General features: G+C 66.8%; 19 protein-coding genes. 8 read left to right on the top strand and 11 right to left on the bottom strand.

Annotated elements, in window-relative coordinates; genetic code table 11:
- Positions 1–22: 22 nt before the first annotated feature.
- A complete protein-coding gene (locus tag LN047_RS12085; RefSeq protein ID WP_373981859.1) occupies positions 23–727 on the bottom strand; it encodes a hypothetical protein in 705 nt (234 codons plus the stop codon).
- 119 nt (positions 728–846) lie between these two features.
- Between LN047_RS12085 and LN047_RS12090 the strand changes: the two genes are divergently transcribed.
- Positions 847–1,605 (top strand): hypothetical protein, encoded by a 759-nt coding sequence (locus LN047_RS12090; RefSeq protein WP_373981860.1) that lies wholly within the window; start codon positions 847–849, stop codon positions 1,603–1,605.
- 197 nt (positions 1,606–1,802) lie between these two features.
- A complete protein-coding gene (locus tag LN047_RS12095; protein ID WP_373981861.1) occupies positions 1,803–2,717 on the top strand; it encodes an MBL fold metallo-hydrolase in 915 nt (304 codons plus the stop codon).
- On the opposite strand, the gene LN047_RS12100 is transcribed toward LN047_RS12095, so the two are convergent.
- The 7 genes from LN047_RS12100 to LN047_RS12130 all read right to left on the bottom strand — a co-directional run bounded on the left by LN047_RS12100 (position 2,701) and on the right by LN047_RS12130 (position 10,342).
- A complete protein-coding gene (locus tag LN047_RS12100) occupies positions 2,701–4,101 on the bottom strand; it encodes a M20 family metallopeptidase (RefSeq protein WP_253853781.1) in 1,401 nt (466 codons plus the stop codon). The genes LN047_RS12095 and LN047_RS12100 overlap by 17 nt on opposite strands.
- Positions 4,098–5,078, bottom strand: a complete 981-nt coding sequence (locus LN047_RS12105) for an ABC transporter ATP-binding protein (RefSeq protein WP_373981862.1) — start codon at positions 5,076–5,078, stop codon at positions 4,098–4,100. Before LN047_RS12105 ends, LN047_RS12100 begins: the two co-directional genes overlap by 4 nt.
- Positions 5,075–6,064 (bottom strand): ABC transporter ATP-binding protein, encoded by a 990-nt coding sequence (locus tag LN047_RS12110; RefSeq protein WP_056317090.1) that lies wholly within the window; start codon positions 6,062–6,064, stop codon positions 5,075–5,077. The genes LN047_RS12105 and LN047_RS12110 overlap by 4 nt, the downstream gene beginning before the upstream one ends.
- A gap of 2 nt (positions 6,065–6,066) precedes the next feature.
- Positions 6,067–6,975 (bottom strand): ABC transporter permease, encoded by a 909-nt coding sequence (locus LN047_RS12115; protein ID WP_373981863.1) that lies wholly within the window; start codon positions 6,973–6,975, stop codon positions 6,067–6,069.
- A gap of 1 nt (position 6,976) precedes the next feature.
- A complete protein-coding gene (locus LN047_RS12120; protein WP_056317093.1) occupies positions 6,977–7,894 on the bottom strand; it encodes an ABC transporter permease in 918 nt (305 codons plus the stop codon).
- Positions 7,895–7,958: 64 nt separating this feature from the next.
- The gene (locus LN047_RS12125) at positions 7,959–9,560 is read right to left on the bottom strand and encodes an ABC transporter substrate-binding protein (protein ID WP_373981864.1); all 1,602 of its coding nucleotides are present in this window, start codon (positions 9,558–9,560) and stop codon (positions 7,959–7,961) included.
- Between the two features lie 23 nt (positions 9,561–9,583).
- Positions 9,584–10,342 carry a GntR family transcriptional regulator gene (locus tag LN047_RS12130; RefSeq protein WP_373981865.1) on the bottom strand — a complete coding sequence of 253 codons (759 nt, stop codon included), beginning with the start codon at positions 10,340–10,342 and terminating at the stop codon, positions 9,584–9,586.
- Between the two features lie 200 nt (positions 10,343–10,542).
- Here LN047_RS12130 and LN047_RS12135 point away from each other — a divergent pair, with 200 nt between their 5' ends.
- The 3 genes from LN047_RS12135 (at position 10,543) to LN047_RS12145 (ending at position 14,161) form a co-directional block, all read left to right on the top strand.
- Positions 10,543–11,739: an alanine--glyoxylate aminotransferase family protein gene (locus LN047_RS12135; RefSeq protein ID WP_373981866.1), complete on the top strand. Its 1,197-nt coding sequence runs from the start codon at positions 10,543–10,545 to the stop codon at positions 11,737–11,739.
- Positions 11,740–11,761: 22 nt separating this feature from the next.
- Positions 11,762–12,814 carry a serine hydrolase gene (locus LN047_RS12140; RefSeq protein ID WP_062841539.1) on the top strand — a complete coding sequence of 351 codons (1,053 nt, stop codon included), beginning with the start codon at positions 11,762–11,764 and terminating at the stop codon, positions 12,812–12,814.
- Positions 12,815–13,150: 336 nt separating this feature from the next.
- Positions 13,151–14,161: an aldo/keto reductase gene (locus LN047_RS12145; RefSeq protein WP_152384282.1), complete on the top strand. Its 1,011-nt coding sequence runs from the start codon at positions 13,151–13,153 to the stop codon at positions 14,159–14,161.
- A gap of 70 nt (positions 14,162–14,231) precedes the next feature.
- On the opposite strand, the gene LN047_RS12150 is transcribed toward LN047_RS12145, so the two are convergent.
- Positions 14,232–14,801 (bottom strand): TetR/AcrR family transcriptional regulator, encoded by a 570-nt coding sequence (locus LN047_RS12150; protein WP_056317107.1) that lies wholly within the window; start codon positions 14,799–14,801, stop codon positions 14,232–14,234.
- A 210-nt stretch (positions 14,802–15,011) separates the two neighbouring features.
- Here LN047_RS12150 and LN047_RS12155 point away from each other — a divergent pair, with 210 nt between their 5' ends.
- From LN047_RS12155 to LN047_RS12165, 3 genes are read left to right on the top strand one after another with little or no spacing between them, the layout of a single operon-like run.
- Positions 15,012–16,190, top strand: a complete 1,179-nt coding sequence (locus tag LN047_RS12155) for an efflux RND transporter periplasmic adaptor subunit (protein ID WP_373981867.1) — start codon at positions 15,012–15,014, stop codon at positions 16,188–16,190.
- 38 nt (positions 16,191–16,228) lie between these two features.
- Positions 16,229–19,378 (top strand): efflux RND transporter permease subunit, encoded by a 3,150-nt coding sequence (locus tag LN047_RS12160; RefSeq protein ID WP_142055541.1) that lies wholly within the window; start codon positions 16,229–16,231, stop codon positions 19,376–19,378.
- A gap of 4 nt (positions 19,379–19,382) precedes the next feature.
- A complete protein-coding gene (locus LN047_RS12165) occupies positions 19,383–20,819 on the top strand; it encodes an efflux transporter outer membrane subunit (RefSeq protein WP_373981868.1) in 1,437 nt (478 codons plus the stop codon).
- A 74-nt stretch (positions 20,820–20,893) separates the two neighbouring features.
- Here LN047_RS12165 and LN047_RS12170 read toward each other — a convergent pair whose 3' ends face one another.
- The gene (locus LN047_RS12170) at positions 20,894–22,234 is read right to left on the bottom strand and encodes an MFS transporter (protein ID WP_223575663.1); all 1,341 of its coding nucleotides are present in this window, start codon (positions 22,232–22,234) and stop codon (positions 20,894–20,896) included.
- A gap of 73 nt (positions 22,235–22,307) precedes the next feature.
- The gene (locus LN047_RS12175) at positions 22,308–23,969 is read right to left on the bottom strand and encodes a GMC family oxidoreductase (protein ID WP_373981869.1); all 1,662 of its coding nucleotides are present in this window, start codon (positions 23,967–23,969) and stop codon (positions 22,308–22,310) included.
- Positions 23,970–24,025: the final 56 nt, after the last annotated feature.

The following is a 24,025-nucleotide window of genomic DNA, read 5'->3' on the forward strand; positions in this document are numbered from 1 at the left end:
CGCCGCAGTCGTTCGGTCGGGCCTAGCGCCCGACCTGCACGCCTGCGGCCTGCAAGCGCTCGTTGACGGCCTGGTAGCCGGCGCTCGTCATGTCGGTCTTGCGGATCGCCTGGTCGCAGGCCTTGCGGTCGTCAGGGCAGCCGGACTTGTCCGGCATGTCGCCCGCGACGACGAAGTAGTCGACGACGAACTTTGCCACGTATTGCTTGACCGGCTTGCCTTGCAGGAATGCGGCGATGTCGGCGCGAAACGTGGCGACGGTCTTCTCGGCTATCGGCGCCCAGTCCTGGCATTGCGAGAACGTGGCAACGCCATCGGCCCACGCCAGCTTGGTGCAATTGAGCAGCAGGGCGTCGGCGGGCTTGGCGCCGGCCGGCAGCATGGCGCGGACGGTGGCCCCGCGCGTGCCGGCGAAGGTGACGACGCCGGCCTTCGCGGCGGCAGCGTCGATGGTTGTCTTGATCACGAAGGAATCGTCGATCACGGCCGGCACTTTGTCGTTCGGACCCTTGGCGTAGATGTCCGAGATATTCTGGGCGTCCACACGCGAGTAATCCATCACCCGGCCCAGCAGGCGCCAATCGGCGGCAAGCAGCGCATCATGCTCTTCGCGGATGCCATACTCCAGAACGGCGCGCTCAATCTCGGTGGGCGTGTAGGCGGCGCTGGCCAGCGTAGGCAGCAGGGCGGCCGCAGCGGCGGCGAATGCAAGGGGAATCGTCTTCATGAAGATAGCGCGTAAAGGAATGGTCCGCGAGGGTAACCGAGATAGTGGCCGCCTGTCCCGGTTTGACCACGCTGCGTGCGGTATAAACGAGACCCACCATGTCAGAGCAAGGGAGTCTCGTGTCCAGCAAACTCGGAGCAGGCCGCCTCGTCGCGGCGACCGCCAGCGTCATCCGGCAACACGGCCGCGCGATGTTGGCCGCGGCCCCCTGGTCGTTGGCGGTGTTCGTGCTGACGCTGCCGTTCGCGCTAGTCGTGTCTCCCTTGTATCGGGTTCAGGATTGGCTGATCCTTGCGCTGGCGCTCGTCTGCCTGATCGCCTTCGCGCGCACGACGTACGCGTGGCATCGGGTGATATTGCTGGGCGAGACCGCGCGCACGGCCGACGCGCGGGGCGGCAACCCGGAGGCCCGGCACTTCGTGTTGCTGGGTGCACTGGCTGTTGGCGGCATGGCGATCGCGCGCGCCACGGGCGATCTTCCGTATGTCCTCTACATGCTGATCGGCGGCGGCAACGATGAATTGTTCTACGGCATGCTGATGGCGTTGCTGGCATTGGTGTGGCTCCCCGTGCTGTACGGATTGGCCGTGTACGGCCTGAGCCTGCCGCGCGCTGCGGTCACGGGCACGTATGGGTTTGGCGCGGTGCGTGGCGCGATGCGCTATCCGCGGTGGCCCCTGATGCTGGCATTCCTCACGTTGCTGATCCTCGGCGCGCACGCCAGCAACGATTTGCGTCCGATGCTGTACGACTACGTGGGCGTTCAGGCCCTGCAGGGTGTGCTGGCCGCGGTGGGGTGCGTTGGCGTGATCTTTGTGCTGACGGCGATGACCGCCGTGGCGTATCGGGACTCGGAGATTGGCGCCGAGTTGAATTGAGCAGGTTTGCGCGCCGGGCCAATGCGCCATCGGCATTGGTGCGCATCGCACAACATCGTGCTTCCCGCGCCGTGTCTACCGCGGCTGCGGTGGTGGTCCTACGATGCCTTCACTGTCGATCGACTCGTACCACCCCGCCTGGCGCGCGCCGCTTGCCCGCTGCGCCGCTGCCTGACTGCCATCCTGGAGATAACGCCATGTTTTCCGCAGACACTTTGGACCCCGTCACCCAGACCGCCATCGATCTGGTTCCTTCCCGCTATGCCGTGCAGATCGGCGACATCGATGCGCTGGTGGTCAGCGACGGGGTGCTGCCGCTGCCCACCTCGACGATGGCCACGAATGCCGATCCGGCCGATCTGGCCGACTGGCTCGACCACATGTACATGCCGCCGGACGCATTCGACTGGCCGCTGAACGTGATGGTGGCGCGCAGCGGCGAGCAGACCATTCTGATCGACGCCGGACTGGGCGGCCAGTTCCCGGGCTTTCCGCGCGCGGGGCAGTTTCCGCAACGCCTGCAATCGGCGGGCATTGCGCTCGAATCCGTGACGGACGTGATCATCACGCACATGCACATGGATCACGTGGGCGGCCTGCTGGTCCCCGGCGTGAAGGAGCGCCTGCGCAAGGACGTGCGCATCCATGTCAACGCCACCGAAGTGGCGTTCTGGACGTCACCGGACTTTACGCAGACGGTCATGCCCAAGCCGGTGCCCGCCGTATTGCGCTCGACGGCGACCAGCTTCTATGAAACGTACCGCGAACAGATCCAGGTTTTCGAGGATCGCAAGGAAGTGGCCCCGGGCGTGATCGTGCGCCTGACCGGCGGCCACACGCCCGGCCACTGTGTCGTCGATCTGATCTCGGACGGCGACCGCCTGACGTTTGCGGGCGACGCCGTATTCCCAGTGGCGTTCGATCATCCCGAATGGCACAACGGCTTCGAGCACGATCCGGTGGAGTCGGCCCGGGTTCGCCTTGCCCTGTTCAACGAACTGGCCCAGAACAAGGGCCTGCTCGTGGCGGCGCATCTGCCGTTCCCCTCGGTGGGCCGGGTGGCGAAGGAAGGCGCTGCGTTCCGCTGGGTGCCGGTTATCTGGGATTTCTGATCTCGGGCGTGTCGCCCGCGCCCAGGTCCCAGTACAACCCCGTCATCAGGCTGAGCCCCTGCCGCAGCAGTTCGGGCGGCAGGTGCTCATTTGGCGCGTGCTGCGAGCAGCCCGGGTATGAGTGGGGCACCCAGATCGTCTTGAGGCCCAGCACGTCGGTGAAGATGTCGTTGGGCAGCGAGCCGCCCAGGTTGGGCAGCAGTGCGGTCTTCTGGCCGGAAGTGCGTTCCAGCGACGCAACCGCCCAGCGCACCCAGGCGTCATCCGGGTCGATGCGGGTCGCGCGGAACATGGTTTCGCGGGTCAGGGATATCTGAACCATCGGAAAGCCGTGGCTGTCCAGATGACGGCGCAGGGCCGGAATGAGGTCGTCCGGGTCCACACCCACCACGAAGCGCAGCTGACAGCGCGCCCACGCGCGCGGCGGGATGGCGTTGACGGGCGTGTCCGGGTTGCCGGTCTTGTAGGCCAGCACCTCGAACGAACACCAGCCGAAGACGCGTTCGGCGGGCGACAGGCCCGGCTCGCCCCAGTCGGGTTCGATCTCAGGCCCGTCCGCGCCGCCATCGACCTCGCAGTCGGCCAGCGCGCGGCGCACGGCCGGCGGCAGTTCCTTGGGCACCCATTCCGGAATGCGGATCTGACCGTTGGGCGTGGCGATGCTGGCGATCGCATGCGCCAGTTGCAGGCCGGGGTTGGAGATCAGTCCGCCCCAGTTGCCGGAATGATGGCCGCCGGCGCGCGCCTCGATGGTCAGGTCGAAGTTCAGGCTGCCGCGCGCACCGAGGAAGATGGTGGGGCGGTTGGCGCTCAGGCGGGGGCCGTCGGAGGCGATCAGCAGGTCGGCCGCCATGAGGTCGCGATGTTCGGTGCACAGTTCGCGCAAGCCCATCGAACCCGTTTCCTCGCCCATCTCGATCAGGTATTTGGCGTTGAAGCCCAGCTTGCCGCGCGTTTCCAGGACCAGCCGCAGCGCCTCCATGTTGATGCTGTGCTGACCCTTGTTGTCGGCGATGCCGCGGCCATACCAGCGGCCTTCGGCCTCGGTCAGCGCCCAGGGCGACAGGCCTTCCTTCCATTCCCGTTCCAATCCGCGGATCACGTCGCCGTGGCCGTAGCCCAGCACGGTGGGCAGGGCCGGGTCCTCGATGCGCTCGGCGTACAGGAAAGGGGCCAGCGCCTTCGGATGCGTGAGGGTGCGGCAGGTAAAGCCCAGCGCTTCGAACGCCGGCCGGATCTCGGCCTCCAGGTAGTCCGCCAGCACGGCGGCGCGCTCGGGGTTCTGGCTTTCCGTGGGCAGCGCCAGCCGGCGCGCCAGAAGCGTGCGGAAAGCGCCGGAATCAAAGCACTGCTCGGCCTGGGCGATGGCTTGTGCGCGGGTCATGGCTGGGAAGCTCCGGTGGAAGTCGAGGAATGGGTTGGGTAGAGGTGGCAGGCGACGAGCGCTCCATCGCGCAGCGTCAGCGCGGGCCGTTCGGTCTTGCATTGCGGCATGGCGTGCTGGCAGCGCGGATGGAAGGGGCAGCCGGACGGCGGATGCAGCGGGTCGGGAAACGACAGGCCCAGGCCCATGTCGGGGATGCCCAGCCCCGGCTCGGGGGTGAGCACCGACGCCAGCAGCGCCTGCGTGTAGGGATGGCGCGGGTCGTGAAAGAGCCGGGCGGTGGGCGCGGATTCGACCACGCGGCCCAGGTACATCACGGCCACGTGGGTGGCGATGTGTTCGACCACCGCCAGGTTGTGGCTGATGAAGACGTAGGTCAGGTTGAAGTCGCGCCGCAGGTCCATCAGCAGGTTCATGATCTGCGCCTGCACGGATACGTCCAGCGCGGAGGTCGGCTCGTCGCAGATCACGAGCTCGGGCTGCATCACCAGCGCGCGCGCGATGGCCACGCGCTGGCGCTGGCCGCCCGACAGCTGCCCGGGCGTGTTGTGGGCCAGCCGCGGCGGCAGGCCTACGCGTTCCAGCATGTCGATGGCCTTGTGCATCTTCGGGTTGGGGATGCCGTGCACCTCCAGCGGCAACGACACGATGGAGGCGATGGAGCGGCGCGGGTTCAAGGACGAATACGGGTCCTGGAAGATGGGTTGTACGCGGCGGGCGAGGGCGCGCCGGTCCATCTTGCGGATGTCCTGGCCGTCAAGGCGGATGCTGCCCTCGGTTGGCGGCGTCAGACCCAGCAGCATGCGTGCCAGCGTGGACTTGCCGCAGCCCGACTCGCCGACGATGCCCAGCACCGCGCCCCGGTCGACGGCCAGGTCCACGCCATTGACCGCGTGCAGTGTGGCCCGCGGGCGGAACATGCCGGCGCGCACCGTGAATTGGCGGCTGACGGCGTCGGCTTGCAGCAGCGCGCTCATGCGGGGACTCCTTCGGCGCTGAGAATGCAGCGCCATTGCTGGCCAGCGGCCTGGCCATGGATGGGAACGGCCTGCCGGCATTGCGGTTGCGCATAACGGCAGCGATCGGCGAAGGCGCAGCCGCGCAGCTCGCCCACCAGCGACGGCACGACGCCCGGGATGGTGCCGAGCGCCTCGCCCGGGGCCGTGCGGCCGGGCACGGGGATACAGCCAAGCAGCCCTTGCGTGTAGGGATGGTGCGGGGTGGCGAAAATGTCGGCCACGGGGCCTTCTTCCACGATCTGGCCGGCGTACATCACCGCCACTTGGCGGGCGATGCGCGCCACCACGCCCAGGTCGTGCGTGATCAGCACCATGGCAATGCCCAGTTCGGCCTGCAGGTCGGCCAGCAGCCGCAGGATCTGCGCCTGAATCGTGACGTCCAGCGCGGTGCTGGGTTCGTCGGCAATCAGCAGCTCGGGACCGCACATGAGCGCCATCGCGATCATCACCCGCTGGCGCAGCCCGCCGGACAACTGGTGCGGATACTGACCCAGACGCTGGCCGGCCGACGCGATGCCGACCTTCTCCAGCAGTTCCACGGCGCGGTCGCGCGCCTGCTGGCTGCTCGCCTTGCAATGGTGGATGTAGTGTTCGGTGAGCTGTTCGCCGATGGCGTAGGCGGGGTTGAGCGCCGTCATGGGCTCTTGAAAGATCATCGCCATCTTGCTGCCGCGCAGCGCATTGACGCGCCGGCCGCGCGCCTTGGACAGGTCCTCGCCCAGCACGGCCAGCCGGCGCGTGCTGCGCCGGGCGGCCTTGGGCAACAGGCCCATGATGGCCAGCGAGGTCATCGACTTGCCGCAGCCCGATTCCCCGACCAGGCACAGCGTTTCACCGCGCCGGACCTGGAAGGACACGTCGCGCACCGCGTGCAGCGGGCCGCGTGGCGTGGCGATGTCGACGGTCAGGCCCTGCACGTCCAGGACGATATCGGTGCCATTCATGCTCAGGCCCTCTCTTCAGGCGTCAGGAGTTGATGCAGTCCGTCGCCGGCCAGGTTGATCGCGAAGATCAGCAGCGCCAGCGCCGATCCGGGTATGGCGATCAGCCAGAACGAGAAGAACATGTAGGCCTTGGCCTCGGAGATCATCAATCCCCAGGACGGCAGCGGCGGTTGAACGCCCAGGCCCAGGAATGACAGCGAAGCTTCCAGCAGGATGGCGCTGGCCGCTTCCAGCGTGGCGATCACGATCAGTTGCGGCACGACGTTGGGCAGGACCTCGCCCCAGACGATGCGCCAGGTGCTGGCGCCGGCCGCCTGCGCCGCGGCCACGTATTCCAGCGAGCGAACCTGCTGCGTGGCGCTGCGCATCACCACCGCGTAGCGGTCCCACTTGAGCAAACCCAGCACCAGGATCACCACCCACAGCGAACCGCCGACGATGGCCACGGTGGCCAGCGCCACCAGGATGACCGGCATGGACAGCCGCGTGGTGATGAGAAACGACACGGCCATGTCGACCTTGCCGCCGAAGTAGCCGGCCGCCATGCCCATCGCCGTGCCGATGAGGCCGGAGATGAGCGCGACGCTGATGCCGATCAGGAGCGAAATGCGCGCGCCGTAGAACAGGCGCGTCATGTAGTCGCGTCCCAGCTGGTCGGTGCCCAGCGGGTGCAGCCAGGTGCCTTTCTCGTACCAGACGGGCGGCGCGGTGCGGTAGGCCAGATCCTGGAAATAGGGATCGTGCGGCGAGATCCACGGGGCCAGCAGCGCGATCAGCACAATGACGAGCAGAATGCCGCCGCCGGCCAAAAGCGCCTTGTTGCGCCGCAGGCGGCGCCAGCGCAGCGTGGCCGCGGACAGTTCCAGCGGCGGCGCCGCGGACGTGGCGGGGGTGATCGTAGGCGTATTCATGTCAGGACACCCGGATGCGCGGATCGAGCCACGCGTTAGCCACGTCGGCGGCAAGCGTCAGCAGCACATACAGCACCGACAGCAGCAGCACGATCAGCTGCATGACCGGATAGTCCTTGTACGTGATGCTCTGGTAGGCCAGGTAACCCAGCCCGTCCAGCGCGAAGATGGTCTCGATGACCACCGAGCCGCCCAGCAGGTAGCCCAGTTGCACGGCGGCCAGGGCCACCACCGGCACGATCGCGTTGCGCAGCGCGTGCTTGAAGATCACCTTGCCGGCCGGCAGCCCCTTGGCGCGCGCGGTGCGGATGTAATCGGCGCCCAGCACCTCGATCATGCCGGCGCGGATCAGCCGCATGAAGGCGGGCGCCACGTAATACCCCAGCGCGATCGCGGGCATGACGAAGTGCTGCCACGTGCCGCTGCCCGACACCGGCAGGATGCGCAGGGATATCGAGAACAGCATGATCAGGATCAGCGCGAAGAAGAAGTTCGGCAGCGCCTGTCCCAGCACGGCAATCGCCAGACAGACGCGGTCGATCAGGCTGCCCTTGTACAGGGCGGCCAGCACGCCCAGCGGAATCGAGATGAACAGCGCGAAGGCCAGCGCGGCCATGCCCAGCTTCAGCGTGGTCGCCAGCTTGGACAGGATGAGCGGTCCGGCTTCGGTCTTGAAGTACACCGAGGTGCCGAAGTCGCCCTGCAGGATGTGCCAGAGCCAGTCGGCGTACTGGACGATGATCGGGCGGTCCAGCCCGTAGGTCTTGCGGATCATGTCGATGTCGGCCTGGCGCGCGCCTTCGCCGGCCAGCGCCAGCGCCGGGTCGCCCGACAGGTGCAGCAGCAGGAACGCCAGAATGGACACGGTCAGCGCCACCAGCGCCGCCAGGCCCAGGCGCCTCAGCGTGAAATAAAGCATAGGACTTCCTCTCTGTTCAGCAGCGCCGGGCGGGCCGCGGGGCCGGCCCGGCGCGGGGCGCGCCTTACTTCCAGCTCATGTCCCAGAAGCGCACCAGCTCATCCGAGTAGGGCTTGAAGTTCACGTCCTTGGTGGCGACGTAGTAGGCGGGCAGTGTCCAGAGCGGCACCGCGTAGGCCTTTTCCGCGATGATGTCCAGCGCCTCCTTGTAGGCCGCCTTGCGCTGCTCGCTGTCGATGGTGGTATCGCCCTTTTTCAAGAGGTCGCGCACCTTCGGGTCGCGCGTGATGTCGTCGCTGCCGAAGGCGAAGTAAACCGGCGTGGAGGCCGACACGTCGTTCACCAGGTTCGAGCCCCAGGTCTGATGCGTGAGCGAGGCCTTGTTGGCGCGGATCATGTCGCGCATCGCGGCGTATTGCAGGAAATTCAGCTTGGCGCGGATGCCGACGGCCTGCAGGTAGTTGATGATGGCTTCGGTCTGGTTGCGTTCGCGGTACGCAACGATGTCGATGTCAAAGCCGTTGGGATAGCCCGCCTCGGCCAGCAGCTTCTTGGCCTGCGCGGGGTCGTACTTGTAGGTCGGGGCGCCTTCCTGCGTGCAGCCCACCTGCGACGGGGTGCAGATGGTGTTGATGAGCCCGCCGCCCTCGCCCACGATGTTCTTGAGCATCGACTCGCGGTCGATTGCGTGGATGATGGCGCGGCGCACGCGCTCGTCCTTCAGTTGCGGCGCGGGCGTGCCTTCCAGGATGTTCATCTGCATGAACACGATGCGCATGGTGTTGCCGGTCACCATCTGCAGGTTCGGCATGCCGCCCAGTTGCTCGGCCTGGTCCTTGGGCACGCTCATGATCAGGTCTTCGCCACCGGAGATCACCTCGGCCATCTGCGTCTGGCGGTCGGGGATGAAGCGGATGACCACCTTGCCGATCTTGGGCTGCGCCTTGGGCGAATCCTTGAAGTAGTCGGCGTTGCGTTCCAGCGTGATGGACTTGCCGGGCTGATAGTCCACGACCTTGTACGGACCGGAGCCCACGGGCTTGGCGTTCATGCCCTTGGGGCCGACTTCCTGGTAGTACTTGGCGGGGTGGATGGCGGCCGTGGTGGACAGGTATTCCTTGGCGCCGGGGAAGGGCTCCTTGGTGGTCAGGCGGACCTTGTACTTGTCGATCTTCTCGACCTTGTCGATCCAGGACACGTTCTGCTGCGTGACCGCCTTGTTCTTCGGGTCGGCCACGAAGTTCAGCGTGTAGACCACCGAGTCGGCGTCGAACTCTTCGCCGTTGTGGAATTTGACGCCCTCGCGCAGCTCGAATTCCATGGTCTTGTCATCGATCTGCTTCCAGCTCTTGGCGAGCTGACCCTTGTACTCGTTGGTGACCGGGTCGCGGTAGAGCAGGGTGTCCCACACGTTGGCCGCGATGATGACGCCGATGCGCACGTTGTTGAAGTACGGGTCGACACTTTCCGGGGCCTGGTCGTAGGCCATGCGCAAGGTGTCGTCCTTCTTGCCGGCAAGCGCGGGCTGGGATGCCAGTGCGGCGCAGGCCACCAGCGCGGCGGCCAGTGCCTTCAATGGCGTGACGCGGCGCAAGGACAGCGCGGACGCGGCGGGGGTGAGGCGAGAAAGCGGGATGCAGCCAGGTGTGAAGCGACTATCAGCCATGGTGAAGGCTCCTCTTGATGACACTACATGTGTTGCGTATCTATCGTCTCGCTCCGGCTCTTGAGCGCCGCCTCGCATTTGCGCTGCAGGTGCTGCCGCATGATGGCTGCCAGCCGGTCCGCGTCGCGCGCGGCAAGGGCCTCCGCCATTTCTATGTGTTCGCGCATCGCCAGATCCCATTTCTGCCGGTTCTCGTTCGAGACGAAACGCAGGTTCTGGATCCGCGCGTTCTGCGCGTCGTAAAGCTGCTTGAGCAGGCTGTTGTGCGCGGCCAGGCTGATGCGTTCGTGGATCTCGCGGTTGACGCGAAAGTACGTCGGCAGGTCATGCCGCGCATGGCTGGCCATCATTTCGTAAGTGAGCGCGCGGATTTCCGCGATCTCGACGTCGGTCGCGCGCTCGCAGGCAAACCGGCACGACATCGCTTCCAGCCCGCCGATCACTTCGAAGGCTTCGCGGATGTTCGCTTCGGACAGCGCCACCACCTGGGCGCCGCGGTTCGGTTCGATCTGCACCAGGCCTTCGGCGGCGAGCAGCCGGAACGCCTCGCGCAGCGGGGTGCGCGACACGCCCAGCAGGTCGCACAGCGCGCGTTCGTTCAAGCGGGTGCCGGGCGGGAATTCGCCCTGGATGATGCGTTCGCGCAGCGATCCGGCCGCCGATCCCGCCAGCGTGCGCCCGTCGCCGGCGGCGCGAACGGCCGCGGGCACTGGGACGGGCGCCAGATCGGGCGAGGCCACGGCCTCGGCGTGATCCGGCAAGAAGCTAGGATCGCTGCTCATTGGTATACAAAAATTCCCCTTGTTTTCGCAGACTATAAACCTGTCTTTGCTGCGGTTTTGATGGGTGTATACCCTAGGTTATCGACGTAAAAACAATGGGATAGAGTGGCGCAAGCCGCAAGTCCGCCAGGCTGGCGCGCGTCGCATCACGATGCGCGCAGGCCGTACTGGTATACAAACCGTCCATTTTGGGGCCCCGCATGCTCACGCTGAACTCCCACCCGTCCGGCCGGCATTTCCTGCAGATTCCCGGACCGACCAACGTCCCCGACCGCGTCCTGCGCGCCATCGACCAGGCCACCATCGATCATCGGGGACCGGAATTCGGCGAGCTTGGCAAAGCGGTGCTCACGGGCATCAAGCAGGTCTTCCAGACCGAGTCGCCTGTCGTGATCTTTCCGGCTTCGGGCACCGGGGCGTGGGAAGCGGCGCTGGTCAACACGCTATCGCCGGGCGACCGCGTGCTGATGGTCGAGACCGGCCACTTCGCCAGCTTGTGGCGCAAGCTTGCCGGGCGGCTGGGGCTGGATGTTGATTGCATCGAAGGCGACTGGCGTCGCCCCGTCGATGCCGGCGTCATCGGCGCGCGGCTGGCCGACGATGCTCAGCACCGCATCAAGGCGGTGTGCGTGGTGCACAACGAGACCTCAACCGGGGTCACCAGCGATATCGCCGCGGTGCGCGCCGCCATCGATCAGGCCGGGCACCCGGCGCTGCTGATGGTCGACACGATTTCCTCGCTGGGCTCCATCGACTACCGCCACGACGAATGGGGCGTGGACGTCACGGTGTCCGGATCGCAGAAGGGCCTGATGCTGCCGCCGGGCCTGTCTTTCAACGCGGTGGGGCCGCGCGCGCTGGCCGCGGCCGAGACCGCGCGGCTGCCGCGCTCCTATTGGGACTGGCGCGAAATGCTGGGGCCCAACGCGAAGGGCTATTTCCCTTACACCCCGTCGACCAACCTGCTGTATGGCCTTCATGAAGCGCTGGCCATGCTGGCCGCCGAAGGCCTGCCGCAGGTGTTCGCGCGCCACGAGCGCCATGCCCGCGCCACGCGGCTGGCGGTGGCGGGTTGGGGGTTGGAGCTGCTGAGCCTGGACCCGGCCGCGCACAGCCCGGCGTTGACCGCGGTGCTGATGCCGGACGGCCACAGCGCCGACGCGCTGCGCAAGGTCATTCTGGACCGCTTCGATATGTCGCTGGGGCAGGGGCTGGGCAAGCTTTCAGACCGCATCTTCCGCATCGGCCATCTGGGCCATTTCAATGATTTGGCGCTATGCGGCACGCTGGCTGGCGTGGAGATGGGGCTGGCCGCGGCCGGCGTCCCGCACCGCTCGGGCGGATTGCAAGCCGCCATGGAATATCTGACCCGCGCGCCCGAACGCGTGGCGGGATGAACACACAACAACGAGGGAACCGATGAATACGCTCATGCAGCAGGCGATCCAGTTCGCCAACGATCACGAATCGACCTGGGATCGCAGCGTCAAAGGCAATTTTGGCGTGCACCTGAACGACCCGCCGCCGTGGAACCGTCTGCTGGGTCCCATCCACGATCGCGGGCCGGTGTCCGGCGTGGTGGTGGTGGACGGCAAGACCGTAGCCTCGTGGGGCGAGCCGGACCGGGCCGACCTGACGTTCAGCGTCGCCAAGCTTTACCTGGCCATTTTGGCGGGCGTTGCGCATGACCGCGGCCTGCTGCCGGATGTGGACGAGCCCGTGGGCAAGCGCGTGCCGGGCATCGGCTTTGACGAAGGCCGCAACGCGTCCATCACGTGGCGCCACCTGCTGCAGCAGACCAGCGAATGGGAAGGCGAACGCTTTGGCGTGTCGGATCAGGCGGACCGCTATCGCGCCGTCACCTTTGGCGTGCCGCCGGATGGCAAGAAGGGCGATGCGCGTCCGTTGCAGGAACCCGGCACGTATTGGGAATACAACGACGTGCGCATCAATCAGCTGTCTTATGCGCTGCTGCATCTGTTCCGCAAACCGCTGCCGGAGGTGTTTCGCGAGGCCGTCACGCGGCCCATCGGCTGCAGCGAGAACTGGCAGTGGGTCGGCTACGACAACGCCTGGGTCGAGATCGACGGCCAGCGCATGCCGTCGGTGCCCGGCGGTTCGCACTGGGGCGGCGGCATGTCCATCAGCGCCAACGACCAGGCGCTGATTGGCCAGATGCTGTTGAACGACGGCCAGGCGAACGGCCGCCAGATCCTGTCGCGCGAATGGCTGCAGGCCATGCGCACCCCCTGCGACATCGCGCCGTACTACGGCTATTTGATCTGGCTGAACCACGAAGGCAAGGTCTTTCCCAGCGTGCCGTCGTCCAGCTTCTTCGGCGTGGGCGCGGGCAGTTCGTTCACGTGGGTGGAGCCAGAGCGCAAGATGGTCGTGATCGTGCGCTGGCTGAATTCGGCCCATGCCGACGCGCTGTTCGGCAAGATCCTGGCGGCGGTGGACGCGGGCGACTGACACCTGCGCCACGAGGCCGGTGTCTGACACCCGTGCAGGCCGGCGTATGTTCGGTCCGGTGCGGCCCGGGTGTCAGACACCTAGCAATGTACGTCGACGCAGGTGTCTGACACCCTTACGCGTTGGCCGTCATGCTGGCACGGCGCAGCTTGGGTGTCTGACACCGGCTTCTGCGAGCGGACCGTGTTGCTGGCAATGTGCCGCCCGGGTGCCTGACACCCTCATCCCATCCTGGGTTTTGCGGCATGTCAGGTTTTTTCGGGCAAGATATCGCGTTCGGCCGCGCGTTGCCGCGTGGCCACGCCGCATCTTTTCATCCGATCAAGGAACCACGCCATGAACTACCGCCGACTGGGAACCAGCAATCTCCGGGTATCGCCGCTCTGCCTGGGCACCATGATGTTCGGAGAGCAGACGCCCGATGACGAAGCCGCGCGCATCGTGGCGTCGGCGCGCGATCATGGCGTCAATTTCATCGACACCGCGGACGTCTACAACGAGGGCCGGTCGGAAGAAGTGGTGGGCAAGCTGCTCAAGGGGCAACGCCACGACTGGGTGCTGGCCAGCAAGATCGGCAATCCGGTCGGCAAGGGACCGAACCTGGCGCATTACTCGCGCCAGTGGCTGATCCGCGGGGTGGAGCAGAGCCTGTCGCGCATGGATACGGATTTCATGGACATCCTGTACCTGCACCGCGACTACCACGAAGAAAACCTGGAAGAGGCGTTGTGGGCGCTGGGCGACCTGATCCGCGCGGGCAAGCTGCGCAGCTTCGGCCTGTCGAATTTCCGCGGATGGCGCATTGCCGAGGTGATGCGCCTGTGCGAAAAGCTGGGTGTGCCGCAACCGGTGGTGTGCCAGCCGTACTACAACATGCTGAACCGCGGCCCAGAGGTCGAGATCCTGCCGGCGTGCAAGCATTACGGCCTGGGCGTCGTGCCGTACAGCCCGATCGCGCGCGGCGTGCTGACGGGCAAGTACCTGCCGGGCCAGGCGCCGGCGCCGGATACGCGCGCCGGACGTGGCGACCGCCGCATCCTGGCCACGGAATTCCGCGAAGAATCCCTGCAGATCGCGCAGAAGCTTGTGCAGCATAGCGCCGCGCGCGGGGTTCAGCCGGGCCACTTCGCGACCGCGTGGGTGCTGGCCAATCCCGTCATCACCGCCGTCATCGCCGGTCCGCGCACGCTGGCGCAAATGGACGATTACTACGCGGCGCTGGACGTGACGATCACGCCTGAAGACGAAACGGTCGTGAACGAGTGGGTGGTGCCCGGTCACGCCTCCGCGCATGGCTACAACGATCCGAACTATCCGTTCTACGGCCGTCCGGTGGCGGCGGCCTGAGCGGGCGCGCAAGGGGGATCGTGCCCATTGCACCCGTGCGCGCACGGGTGCAACGATCCGGACGCCCCGTTCAGCGGCCAGGGGCCGGCTCGGCCGAGATGCCGTGCAGCATCATCTGCTCGGCCACCTGCGCGATGCCCATGCGGGCAATCCGGCCGCGGCGCTCGGCATCCACCATGCTGGTGATGATCGCGATCAATAGTTCGCTCAGCGCGGCGGCGGTCATGTCCACGCGGAAGGCGCCTTCGCGTTGTCCGCGCAGAAAGAAGGCGTCCAGCGTTTCCTGGTAGCCCGACCAGCTGTTCATGATGTCGGGCTCAAGCTCGGTGTCGGGCTTCCAGTTGTAGATCAGGAACGCCGTCAGTTCCTTGTGCGCCAGGTGCTGTTCGATCAGGTTGCGCAGCGCCGCGCGGGGCGGGGCGGTGTCCAGGTGCGAGTCCGCCAGCGCCTGCTTCATGACCTGCGCGCAATGCGTCATCAGGCGCAGCACCAGCTGGTCTCGCGTCTTACAGAACCGGTACAAGGTCGCCTTGCTGACGCCCACCGCCTTGGCCAGTTCCTGCAGCGTGGCGCGCGGCTGGTCCACCATCGCAAGCGCCAATGCGACAAGCAGCCGCTCGTGGCCTGCCTCTTCAGACATTGCCTCCTCCCCATTTTGGATATCCCTGGGCCGGTATTGGATCACGGTCGATTCACTTTGTACAAACTTTGGCGAATTTTTCAAGTAAGGACTTGTTGGTCCGAAAAATCAAGCTTTAAAGAAACAAATGAATCAAGATTGATTCAAATCGGTCTTTAAGGTAGCATCGGCGTCTCTTTGAATTCAAGACGCGCGGCGCGGGGGTAGTGAATGAAGTGGAATAAAGCATGGCAGTTGCCCCTGGCGGTGTTGTCGACGGCAATCCTCGTGGCCGGTTGCGGCGGCTCTGACGGCGGGGAGCCCCAGGCGGCAGGGCCGCGTCCCGTGCAGGCGCTGGCCGTGCAGCCGCAGCGCTACACGTTGACGAGCGAACTGCCCGGGCGCGTCGAGCCCATGCGCGTGGCCGAAGTCCGCGCCCGCGTGGCCGGCATCGTGCTGAGCCGCGATTTCGTCGAAGGCGCCGACGTCAAGGCGGGCGACGTGCTGTTCCGCATCGACCCCGCGCCGTTCAAGGCCGCCTTGTCGCGCGCACAGGGCGAGCTGGCCAAGGCCCAGGCCGCCGTGGCCGATGCCCAGGCAGTCGTCAAGCGCTACACGCCGCTGGTCAAGATCGAAGCCGTCAGCCAGCAGGATTTCGACACGGCCAACACCACGCTCAAGAGCGCGCTGGCCGCCCGCCGGTCGGCCCAAGCCGACGTCGAGACCGCGCAGCTGAACCTGGACTACGCCACGGTCAAGGCGCCCATCTCGGGCCGCATCGGGCGTGCGCAGGTGACCGAAGGCGCGCTCGTGGGCCAGAACGAAGCCACCGTGATGGCGACGATCCAGCAGCTCGATCCGGTCTATGTGGACTTCAATCAGCCGGTCGCCGACATGCTGCGCATGCGCGCGGCCATGCAGGATGGCAGCCTGGGCGAAGGCGAGGGCGCCAGCATCTCCATCACGATCGATGGCACCGACAAGCAGCGCGAAGGGCGCCTCCTGTTCTCGGACATCGCCGTGGACCGCAGCACCGGCCAGGTGGCCCTGCGTGGTGAATTCTCCAATCCGGACGTGCTGCTGTTGCCCGGCATGTACGTGCGGGTGCGCACGCATCAGGGCGTGGATCCGGATGCGATCCTGGTCCCGCAGCGCGCCGTCACCCGCAGCACCGATGGCAAGCCGCAGGTGCTGGTGGTGGGGGCGGATGACGTTGTCGAAACCCGCGCCGTGCAGACCGGCACCATGCGCGGCGGCGATTGGCACATCACCGAGGGCCTTGCGCCCGGCGACCGGGTGATCGTGGGCGGCGTCAGCGCCGCCGTGCCCGGCCAGAAAGTCAGCGTGACGCCCGTGAACGAGCCCAAGGTGGCCGCCGCAGGCGATGTCGCCGCTGCCGCCAAGCAATAAGCGGCCCCATGCATCGCGTGCAAATCCGAGGTTAGACCATGTCCAAGTTTTTCATTGGCCGCCCCAATTTCGCCTGGGTGGTGGCCATCTTCATCTCGCTCGCGGGGCTGCTGGCGATTCCGTCGCTGCCGGTGTCGCAGTTTCCGGTGGTCGCGCCGCCGCAGGTGACCATTGCCGCCACCTATCCGGGCGCCTCCGCGACCGTGCTGGTCGATTCGGTGACCAGCGTCATCGAGGAAGAGCTGAACGGCGCGAAGAACATGCTGTACTACGAGTCGTCCAGCAGTTCCAGCGGCAGCGCGGAAATCACCGTCACGTTCCAGCCGGGCACCGATCCCGACCTGGCGCAGGTCGACGTGCAGAACCGGATCAAGAAGGCCGAAGCCCGCCTGCCCACCGCTGTGACGCAGCAAGGTCTGCAGGTTGAGCAGGCCAGTTCGAACTTCCTGATGATCTACGCCCTGACCTACAAGGGCGACGATGCGCACAAGGATGTGGTCGGGCTGTCCGACTACGCCGCGCGCCACATCAACAACGAGATCCGCCGCGTCAATGGCGTGGGCAAGGTGCAGTTCTTCGGCGCCGAAGCCGCGATGCGCGTCTGGATCGACCCGCAGAAGCTGCTGGGTCTTGGCCTGTCCGTGGCGGACGTCAACGCGGCCATCGCCGCGCAGAACGTGCAGGTGCCGGCCGGCAGCTTCGGCAGCCGTCCCGGCGCGCCCGAGCAGGAGCTGACCGCGACGCTGGCCGTCAAGGGCACGCTGGACAACCCCGAGGAATTCGGGCGCATCGTCCTGCGCGCCAATCCGGATGGTTCGTCCGTGCGCCTGGCCGACGTGGCGCGCCTGGAAGTCGGCCGCCAGAGCTATGACTTCGAAACGCGCCTGAACGGCAAGAAGGCGGTCGGCGCGGCGGTGCAGCTTGCGCCGGGCGCCAATGCCATCGACACCGTCAAGGCCGTGAATGCCCGCCTGAAGGAACTGTCGGCCTCGTTCCCCGAAGACATTGCGTACTCGGTGCCGTTCGACACCTCCAAGTTCGTCAGCGTGGCCATCACGAAGGTGGTGCACACGCTGCTGGAAGCGATGGTGCTGGTCTTCCTGGTGATGTACCTGTTCCTGCAGAACTTCCGCTACACGCTGATTCCGACCATCGTCGTGCCGGTGTGCCTGCTGGGCACGTTCGCGGTGATGTCGGTGCTGGGCTTCTCGGTGAACATGATGACCATGTTCGGCATGGTGCTGGCCATCGGCATCCTGGTCGACGACGCCATCGTGGTGGTTGAAAACGTCGAGCGCATCATGGCCGAGGAAGGCCTGTCGCCGCGCGAAGCCACGGTCAAGGCGATGGAGCAGGTGTCCGGCGCCATCGTCGGAATCACGCTGGTGCTGTCGGCAGTGTTCTTGCCGCTGGCGTTCATGAGCGGTTCGGTGGGCGTCATCTACCAGCAGTTCTCGCTGTCGCTGGCGGTGTCGATCCTGTTCTCGGGCTTTTTGGCGCTGACCTTCACGCCGGCCCTTTGCGCCACGTTCCTCAAGCCCATTCCGAAGGGCCACCACGACGAAAAGAAGGGCTTTTTCGGCGGGTTCAACCGCGCGTTCAACCGCCTGACGGGCCGCTTCGAAGCGCTGAACTCGCGGCTGGTGCGGCGCACGGGGCGCTACATGGTGATCTACGCGGCCATCGTGGCCGTGCTGGCCGTGCTGTACATGCGCGTGCCGGAATCCTTCGTGCCGCCGGAAGACCAGGGCTACGTCATCGTCGACGTGCAACTGCCGCCCGGTGCGACGCATGTGCGCACCGACAAGGTGGTGGCCGACGTCGAGCAGCACCTGCTGTCGCTGGACGCCATGGGCGATGCCTTCACCGTCATGGGTTTCAGCTTCTCGGGCACGGGTCAGAACGCGGGCATCGCGTTCCCGACGCTCAAGGACTGGTCCGAGCGGGGCAAGGGCCAATCGGCCGCCGACGTGGCCGACAGCGTGAACGCGCGTTTCGCGGTGATCGACGACGGCGCGGTCATGGCCGTCAACCCGCCGCCCATCGACGGATTGGGCAACTCGGGCGGTTTCGCGCTGCGGCTGCAGGACCGCGGCGGCGTGGGCCGCGCGGCGCTGACCGAAGCGCGCGACCAGCTGCTGGCGCAGGCCAACAGTTCGCCCGTGATCGCCTACGCCATGATGGAAGGCCTGGCCGACGCGCCGCAGCTGCGGCTGGACATCGACCGCGAAAAGGCCGAGGCGCTGGGCGTGGGTTTTGACGTAATCAGCACGGCGATTTCGTCGGCGTATGGGTCGGCCACCGTCAACGACTTTGCCAACGCCGGCCGCCTGCAGCGCGTGGTGGTGCAGGCCGACGTGCGCGACCGCATGACGCCCGAGAGCATCCTGAAGCTGAACGTGCCGAACAAGACCGGCGGCATGGTGCCGCTCAGCGCGTTCGTGAAGACGGACTGGGAGAACGGCCCCGTGCAGATCTCCCGCTACAACGGCTATCCGGCATTCAAGATTGCGGGCGACGCCATGCCCGGCAGCAGCACAGGCCAGGCCATGGCCGAGATCGAGCGCATCGTGGCCGGCTTGCCGGAGGGCATTGGTTACGAATGGACCGGCCTGTCGTATCAGGAGAAGTTTGCGGGGTCGCAGGCGCCGATGCTGTTCGCGCTGGCCTTCCTGGTGGTGTTCCTGCTGATGGTCGCCCTGTATGAAAGCTGGTCGATTCCGGCATCCGTGATGCTGATCGTGCCGATTGGCGCGCTGGGGTCGGTGCTGGCGGTGACGGTGCTGGGCATGCCGAACGACGTGTACTTCAAGGTCGGTCTCATCACCATCATCGGCCTGGCGGCCAAGAACGCCATCCTGATCGTGGAGTTTGCCAAGAGCCTGCGCGAACAGGGCCACAGCCTAGCCGACGCCGCCATCCAGGCCGCCAAGCTGCGCTTCCGTCCCATCGTGATGACATCGCTGGCGTTCATCCTGGGCGTGGTGCCGCTGGCGTTGGCCTCCGGTGCGGGGGCAGCCAGCCAGCGCGCGCTGGGCGTGGGTGTGATCGGCGGCATGCTGACCGCCACGCTGCTGGGCGTGATCTTCGTTCCCATCTTCTTTGTGTGGGTGCTGTCGCTGGTGCAGCGCAAGCGGGGCAAGTCCTCGCCCGCCGCCAACGCCGCGCCGCGCACCGTGCAGGAGTAACGCCATGATGCAGACCTTGTTTCCCTTGCGGCTGTCCGCCTTGCTGCTGACGGCGGCGCTGGCGGGTTGCTCGCTCGCGCCCGTCTATGAACGTCCGGCGTCTCCCGTGGGCGACCACTGGAGCCTGGCGGCGTCCGGCCCCGGCGAGTCGGCGGCGGCGACGCTGGACTGGCAGTCCTTCATCACCGACGACGCCTTGCGCAAGCTGGTGGAATTGGCGCTGGCCAACAACCGCGACCTGCGCCAGACGCTGCTCGACATCGAGGCGGCCCGGGCGCAGTACCAGATCACCCGCGCGGACCGGCTGCCCGGCATCGACGCGCAGGGCACGGGCACGCGCCAGCGTGTGCCGGCAGACCTGAGCAGCACGGGCGCCTCGTCAGTCCAAAGCAGCTATCAGGCTGGCCTGGGCCTGACCGCCTTCGAACTGGACCTGTTCGGCCGCGTGCGCAGCCTGTCGGATGCCGCCTTGCAGGAATATCTGGCGACCGAGGCGACCGCGCGCAGCGCGCAGATCAGCCTGGTGGCCGAGGTGATCCAGGCGTATGTGGCGCGCGATAGCGCGCAGCGGCGTCTGGATGTGACGCGCCAGACGTTGGCCAGCCGCGAGGCGTCGCTGGCGCTGACGGCCAAGCGCCGGCAGGCGGGCGCGGCCACCGCGCTCGACTATCAGGAAGCGCTGGGCCTGACCGAGCAGTCACGCGCCGAGCTCGAGCGCACGGATCGCGAGGTCCGCCAGGCCGGCAACGCGCTCGGCCTGCTGGTGGGCATCAGCGACCTGTCGCCGTATCTGCCGGCGCGCACGGCCGATGCGCCGATGCTGGTGCAGGAGATCGCGGCGGGCGCGCCCTCCGCGCTGTTGGAAAACCGGCCGGACATCCTGGCCGCCGAACATGCGCTGCAGGCGCGCAACGCCAGCATCGGCGCGGCGCGGGCCGCGTTCTTTCCCAGCATTTCGCTGACCGGCCTGTTCGGCAGTTCCAGCGCGGACCTGTCGGGCCTGTTCGAATCCGGCCAGCGCGCCTGGTCGTTCACCCCGCAGATCACGCTGCCGATCTTTGCCGGCGGGCGCAACGTGGCCAACCTGGATCTGGCCACCGTGCGCAAGGACATCGCCGTGGCCCAGTACGAACGCACGATCCAGACGGCGTTCCGCGAGGTGTCGGACGCGCTGGTGGCCACCGAGACGCTGCGGCGTGAAGAGGCGTCCCGGCTTGCGCTGGCGCAGTCCAGCCAGGTGGCCCTGCAGCTGTCCGAGGCGCGCTACCGCGGCGGTGTGGACAGCCATCTGCGCTATCTGGATGCGCAGCGCAGCGCTTACTCGGACCAGATCGCCTACATCGACGTCAGCGCGCAGCGCCAGGCGGCGCTGGCGACCTTGTTCAAGGCGCTGGGCGGCGGATGGCCGGCCCAGCAGCCGCCGCAGGCGGCACGGGACTGAGCGGCGAAAGGGGGGCAAGGGACGGCCCCCGATTGCGACCCGTGCGGATCCGCTGCGCACGGGCCGCCCGCCGCCTACGCCTTGCGCAGCCCAGCCCGCTGCATGGACGGCTGGCTTGCGTCGTCCACTTCCACCGGCTGCCTGCCGCGCCCGATCAGCCACGCGCAGAAGGCCGACACGACCCCCGCAAACATCACGTACAGGCAGATCAGCCACGGCTGCCCGCCGCCCGTCTTGAGCAATGCGGTGGCGATGATCGGCGTGATGCCGGACGCGAAGATGCCCGAGAACTGGTAGACGAACGAAATGCCGGTGTAGCGCACCTTGGCGTCGAAGAGTTCGCAGAACAGCGCGGCCTCCGGACCGTACACGGCGGCGTACAGGATCCCGAACGGAATGATGATGGCCAGCCAGATCAGCATAACGTTGCCGCCGCTGTTGATCATCATCCAGAAGCCGGGGAAGGACGCCGCGGCGGTGATGAGCGAACCCCAGAAGTACACGCGCGTGCGGCCGATGCGGTCGGACAGCCGGCCGAAGAAGGGGATGAAGAAGCACATCACCAGCGCCGCCGCCATCACCCCGATCAGCGCCTCGGTCCGGGTGATCTGCACCGATTGCGTCAGGAACGAGATCGAGAACACCCCAAAGACGTTGAAGAACACGCCGTCGATATAGCGCGCGCCCATCCCCTTGACGACGTTGCCCGGATAGCGGCGCATCATGTCCATGAACGGGATGCGGCTTTCGGCGTTCTGCGCCTTGACCGCCGTGAACTCCGGCGTCTCCTTGATGTTGAGCCGGATGTACATGCCCACGGCCACCATCGCGGCGGACGCCAGGAAGGCGACGCGCCAGCCCCACGCCATGAACTGCTCGTCGGTCAGCAGTACGGACAGCAGCGCCACCGTGCCCGAGGCCAGGCACAGCCCGATCGCCAGCCCGATCTGCGGCAGCGACGCGTAGAAGCCCTTCTTGTCGGGCGGGGCATATTCATAGGCCATGAGCACCGCGCCGCCCCATTCGCCGCCCAGCCCGATGCCCTGGAACACACGCAAGAGCAGCAGCAGGATGGGCGCCCAGATGCCGATCATCTCGTACGTGGGCACCAGGCCGATCAGGAAGGTGGCGATGCCCATGATCATCAGCGTCATCACCAGCATGCTCTTTCGGCCGATGCGATCGCCGAAGTGGCCGAAGATCAGTCCGCCCAGCGGCCGGGTCACGAAGCCGACGGCGAACGTCGTGTAGGCGAGCATGGTCGAGACCAGCGGATCGCCGGTAGGAAAGTACAGCTTGTTGAATACGATGCCGGCGACGACGCCATACAGGAAAAAGTCGTACCACTCGATGGTGGCGCCGATCAGCGAGGCGGTGACGACTTTGCGCACCGCCGCTTCGTTTTGCTTGGCCATGTCCAGTCTCCTTTGGTGGGTCGGCCGGACAATCTGCGCTGCCGCGGCCGGGTCTGTCTGCGATATGCGTTTCCTAACCGGGGTCCGTCATCTCCATCCGCGCGGGCGTGCGCACGGTCTGCGCGCGCGCCTGCCGCACGTCCTGCAGCATTAAATCCGCCGCGCGCTCGGCCAACATCACGACCGGCGCATTGGTGTTGCCCGAGACCAGCGTGGGCATGATCGAGCAATCCACCACGCGCAGCGCCGACACGCCGTGCACGCGCAGGCGCTCGTCGACCACGGCCATGGGGTCGCTGCGCGGGCCCATCTTCGCGGTGCCCGAAGGGTGGAAGATGGTGGCGCCGTACTCGCGGCAGAAGTGCAGGATCTCGTCGTCCGTCTGCACGTCCGGGCCGGGGCGGAATTCGCGTTTCATCAGGCCGGCCAGCGGCTCGGTCGCGGCGACCCGGCGCGCGTACCGGACGGCGGCCACGGCCATGCGGCGGTCCAGCTCCGTCGACAGGTAATTCGGCAGCATGGACGGCGCCTCGAACGGGTCCGTGCTGCGCAGCTGTACGCGGCCGCGCGAGCTGGGCCGCAGCTGGCACACCGAATAGGTGCAACCCGAGAAGGGATGCACCTTGCCGCCCGCCATGTCGGCCGACAGCGTGGCGAAATGGAATTGGGTGTCGGGCGTGCGGCTGGCCGGATCGACCCGGCAGAACAGGCCCCCCTGGTTGATGCCCACGGCCAGCGGACCGCTGCGCAGCAGCAGCCACTGCAATCCCATGCGCAGGCGGCCGTGCAGCGTGCGCAACTGGTCGTTGGTGGTGATCGGGCGCGTGGTCTCGTAGATCAGGCGGATCTGCAGATGGTCCTGCAGGTTTTCGCCCACGCCGGGCAGGTCGCGCACGATGCCGATGCCGAACTCGCGCAGCAGGCCGGCCGGGCCGATGCCAGACAGCTGAAGCAGTTGCGGCGATTGCAGCGCGCCTGCGCAAAGCACCACCTCGCGCCGGGCGCGTAGCGTTCGGACCTGGCCATCGCGGCGGTAGCGCACGCCGCAGGCGCGGCTGCCTTCCAACAGCACGGCCATCGCGTGCGCATCGGTTTCGATGCGCAGGTTGGGGCGGTCTTGCGCGGGCCGCAGGTAGGCCACCGCCGTGGAGCAGCGCCGCCCGTTGCGCGTGGTGAGCTGGTAGTAACCCACGCCTTCCTGGTCGCCCGAATTGAAGTCACGGACGCGCGGCACGCCCAGCGTGCCGGCGGCGTCGATCAGCGCTTCCACCAGCGGATGCGGCGTCTTGATGGACGTGGCGTTCAGCGGGCCCTCGGTGCCGCGGGTGGGGCCCGGGCCCAGATCGTTGTTTTCCAGCTTGCGGAACCAGGGCAGGCAGTCGTCCCAGCCCCAGCCCGGGTTGCCGGCTTCGGCCCAGGCATCGTAGTCGTCGCGCTGGCCGCGGATGTAGATCAGGCCATTGATGGAACTGGAGCCGCCCAGCGTGCGGCCGCGCGGCCAGTAGATGCGCCGGTCCAGCATGTTGGGATCCGGGTCGGTGTAGTAGCCCCAGTTCACCACCTTGTGAAACATCGTCTTGCCGTAGCCGATGGGAATATGGATCCAGGGATAGGTGTCCTTCGGACCGGCCTCCAGCAGGCAGACCGAGTGCGCGCCGTCCGCGCTCAACCGGTTGGCCATCACGCATCCGGCCGAGCCGGCGCCCACCACGATGTAATCGACGGTATCGGACATTTCCGCGCGGTCTCCCTTATATTTGTTCGGCATGACCGGCCGGTGCAGACTCCGCA

It is taken from the genome of Achromobacter sp. JD417, assembly GCF_041879325.1.
Lineage (GTDB): Bacteria > Pseudomonadota > Gammaproteobacteria > Burkholderiales > Burkholderiaceae_B > Achromobacter > Achromobacter mucicolens.

Bases quoted from the DNA above. Each gene is read 5' to 3' on its own strand.
- LN047_RS12085 (WP_373981859.1), bottom strand. From the start codon at position 727: ATGAAGACGATTCCCCTTGCATTCGCCGCCGCTGCGGCCGCCCTGCTG.
- LN047_RS12095 (WP_373981861.1), top strand. From the start codon at position 1,803: ATGTTTTCCGCAGACACTTTGGACCCCGTCACCCAGACCGCCATCGAT.
- LN047_RS12100 (WP_253853781.1), bottom strand. From the start codon at position 4,101: ATGACCCGCGCACAAGCCATCGCCCAGGCCGAGCAGTGCTTTGATTCC.
- LN047_RS12105 (WP_373981862.1), bottom strand. From the start codon at position 5,078: ATGAGCGCGCTGCTGCAAGCCGACGCCGTCAGCCGCCAATTCACGGTG.
- LN047_RS12110 (WP_056317090.1), bottom strand. From the start codon at position 6,064: ATGAATGGCACCGATATCGTCCTGGACGTGCAGGGCCTGACCGTCGAC.
- LN047_RS12115 (WP_373981863.1), bottom strand. From the start codon at position 6,975: ATGAATACGCCTACGATCACCCCCGCCACGTCCGCGGCGCCGCCGCTG.
- LN047_RS12120 (WP_056317093.1), bottom strand. From the start codon at position 7,894: ATGCTTTATTTCACGCTGAGGCGCCTGGGCCTGGCGGCGCTGGTGGCG.
- LN047_RS12125 (WP_373981864.1), bottom strand. From the start codon at position 9,560: ATGGCTGATAGTCGCTTCACACCTGGCTGCATCCCGCTTTCTCGCCTC.
- LN047_RS12130 (WP_373981865.1), bottom strand. From the start codon at position 10,342: ATGAGCAGCGATCCTAGCTTCTTGCCGGATCACGCCGAGGCCGTGGCC.
- LN047_RS12135 (WP_373981866.1), top strand. From the start codon at position 10,543: ATGCTCACGCTGAACTCCCACCCGTCCGGCCGGCATTTCCTGCAGATT.
- LN047_RS12140 (WP_062841539.1), top strand. From the start codon at position 11,762: ATGAATACGCTCATGCAGCAGGCGATCCAGTTCGCCAACGATCACGAA.
- LN047_RS12145 (WP_152384282.1), top strand. From the start codon at position 13,151: ATGAACTACCGCCGACTGGGAACCAGCAATCTCCGGGTATCGCCGCTC.
- LN047_RS12150 (WP_056317107.1), bottom strand. From the start codon at position 14,801: ATGTCTGAAGAGGCAGGCCACGAGCGGCTGCTTGTCGCATTGGCGCTT.
- LN047_RS12155 (WP_373981867.1), top strand. From the start codon at position 15,012: ATGAAGTGGAATAAAGCATGGCAGTTGCCCCTGGCGGTGTTGTCGACG.
- LN047_RS12160 (WP_142055541.1), top strand. From the start codon at position 16,229: ATGTCCAAGTTTTTCATTGGCCGCCCCAATTTCGCCTGGGTGGTGGCC.
- LN047_RS12165 (WP_373981868.1), top strand. From the start codon at position 19,383: ATGATGCAGACCTTGTTTCCCTTGCGGCTGTCCGCCTTGCTGCTGACG.
- LN047_RS12170 (WP_223575663.1), bottom strand. From the start codon at position 22,234: ATGGCCAAGCAAAACGAAGCGGCGGTGCGCAAAGTCGTCACCGCCTCG.
- LN047_RS12175 (WP_373981869.1), bottom strand. From the start codon at position 23,969: ATGTCCGATACCGTCGATTACATCGTGGTGGGCGCCGGCTCGGCCGGA.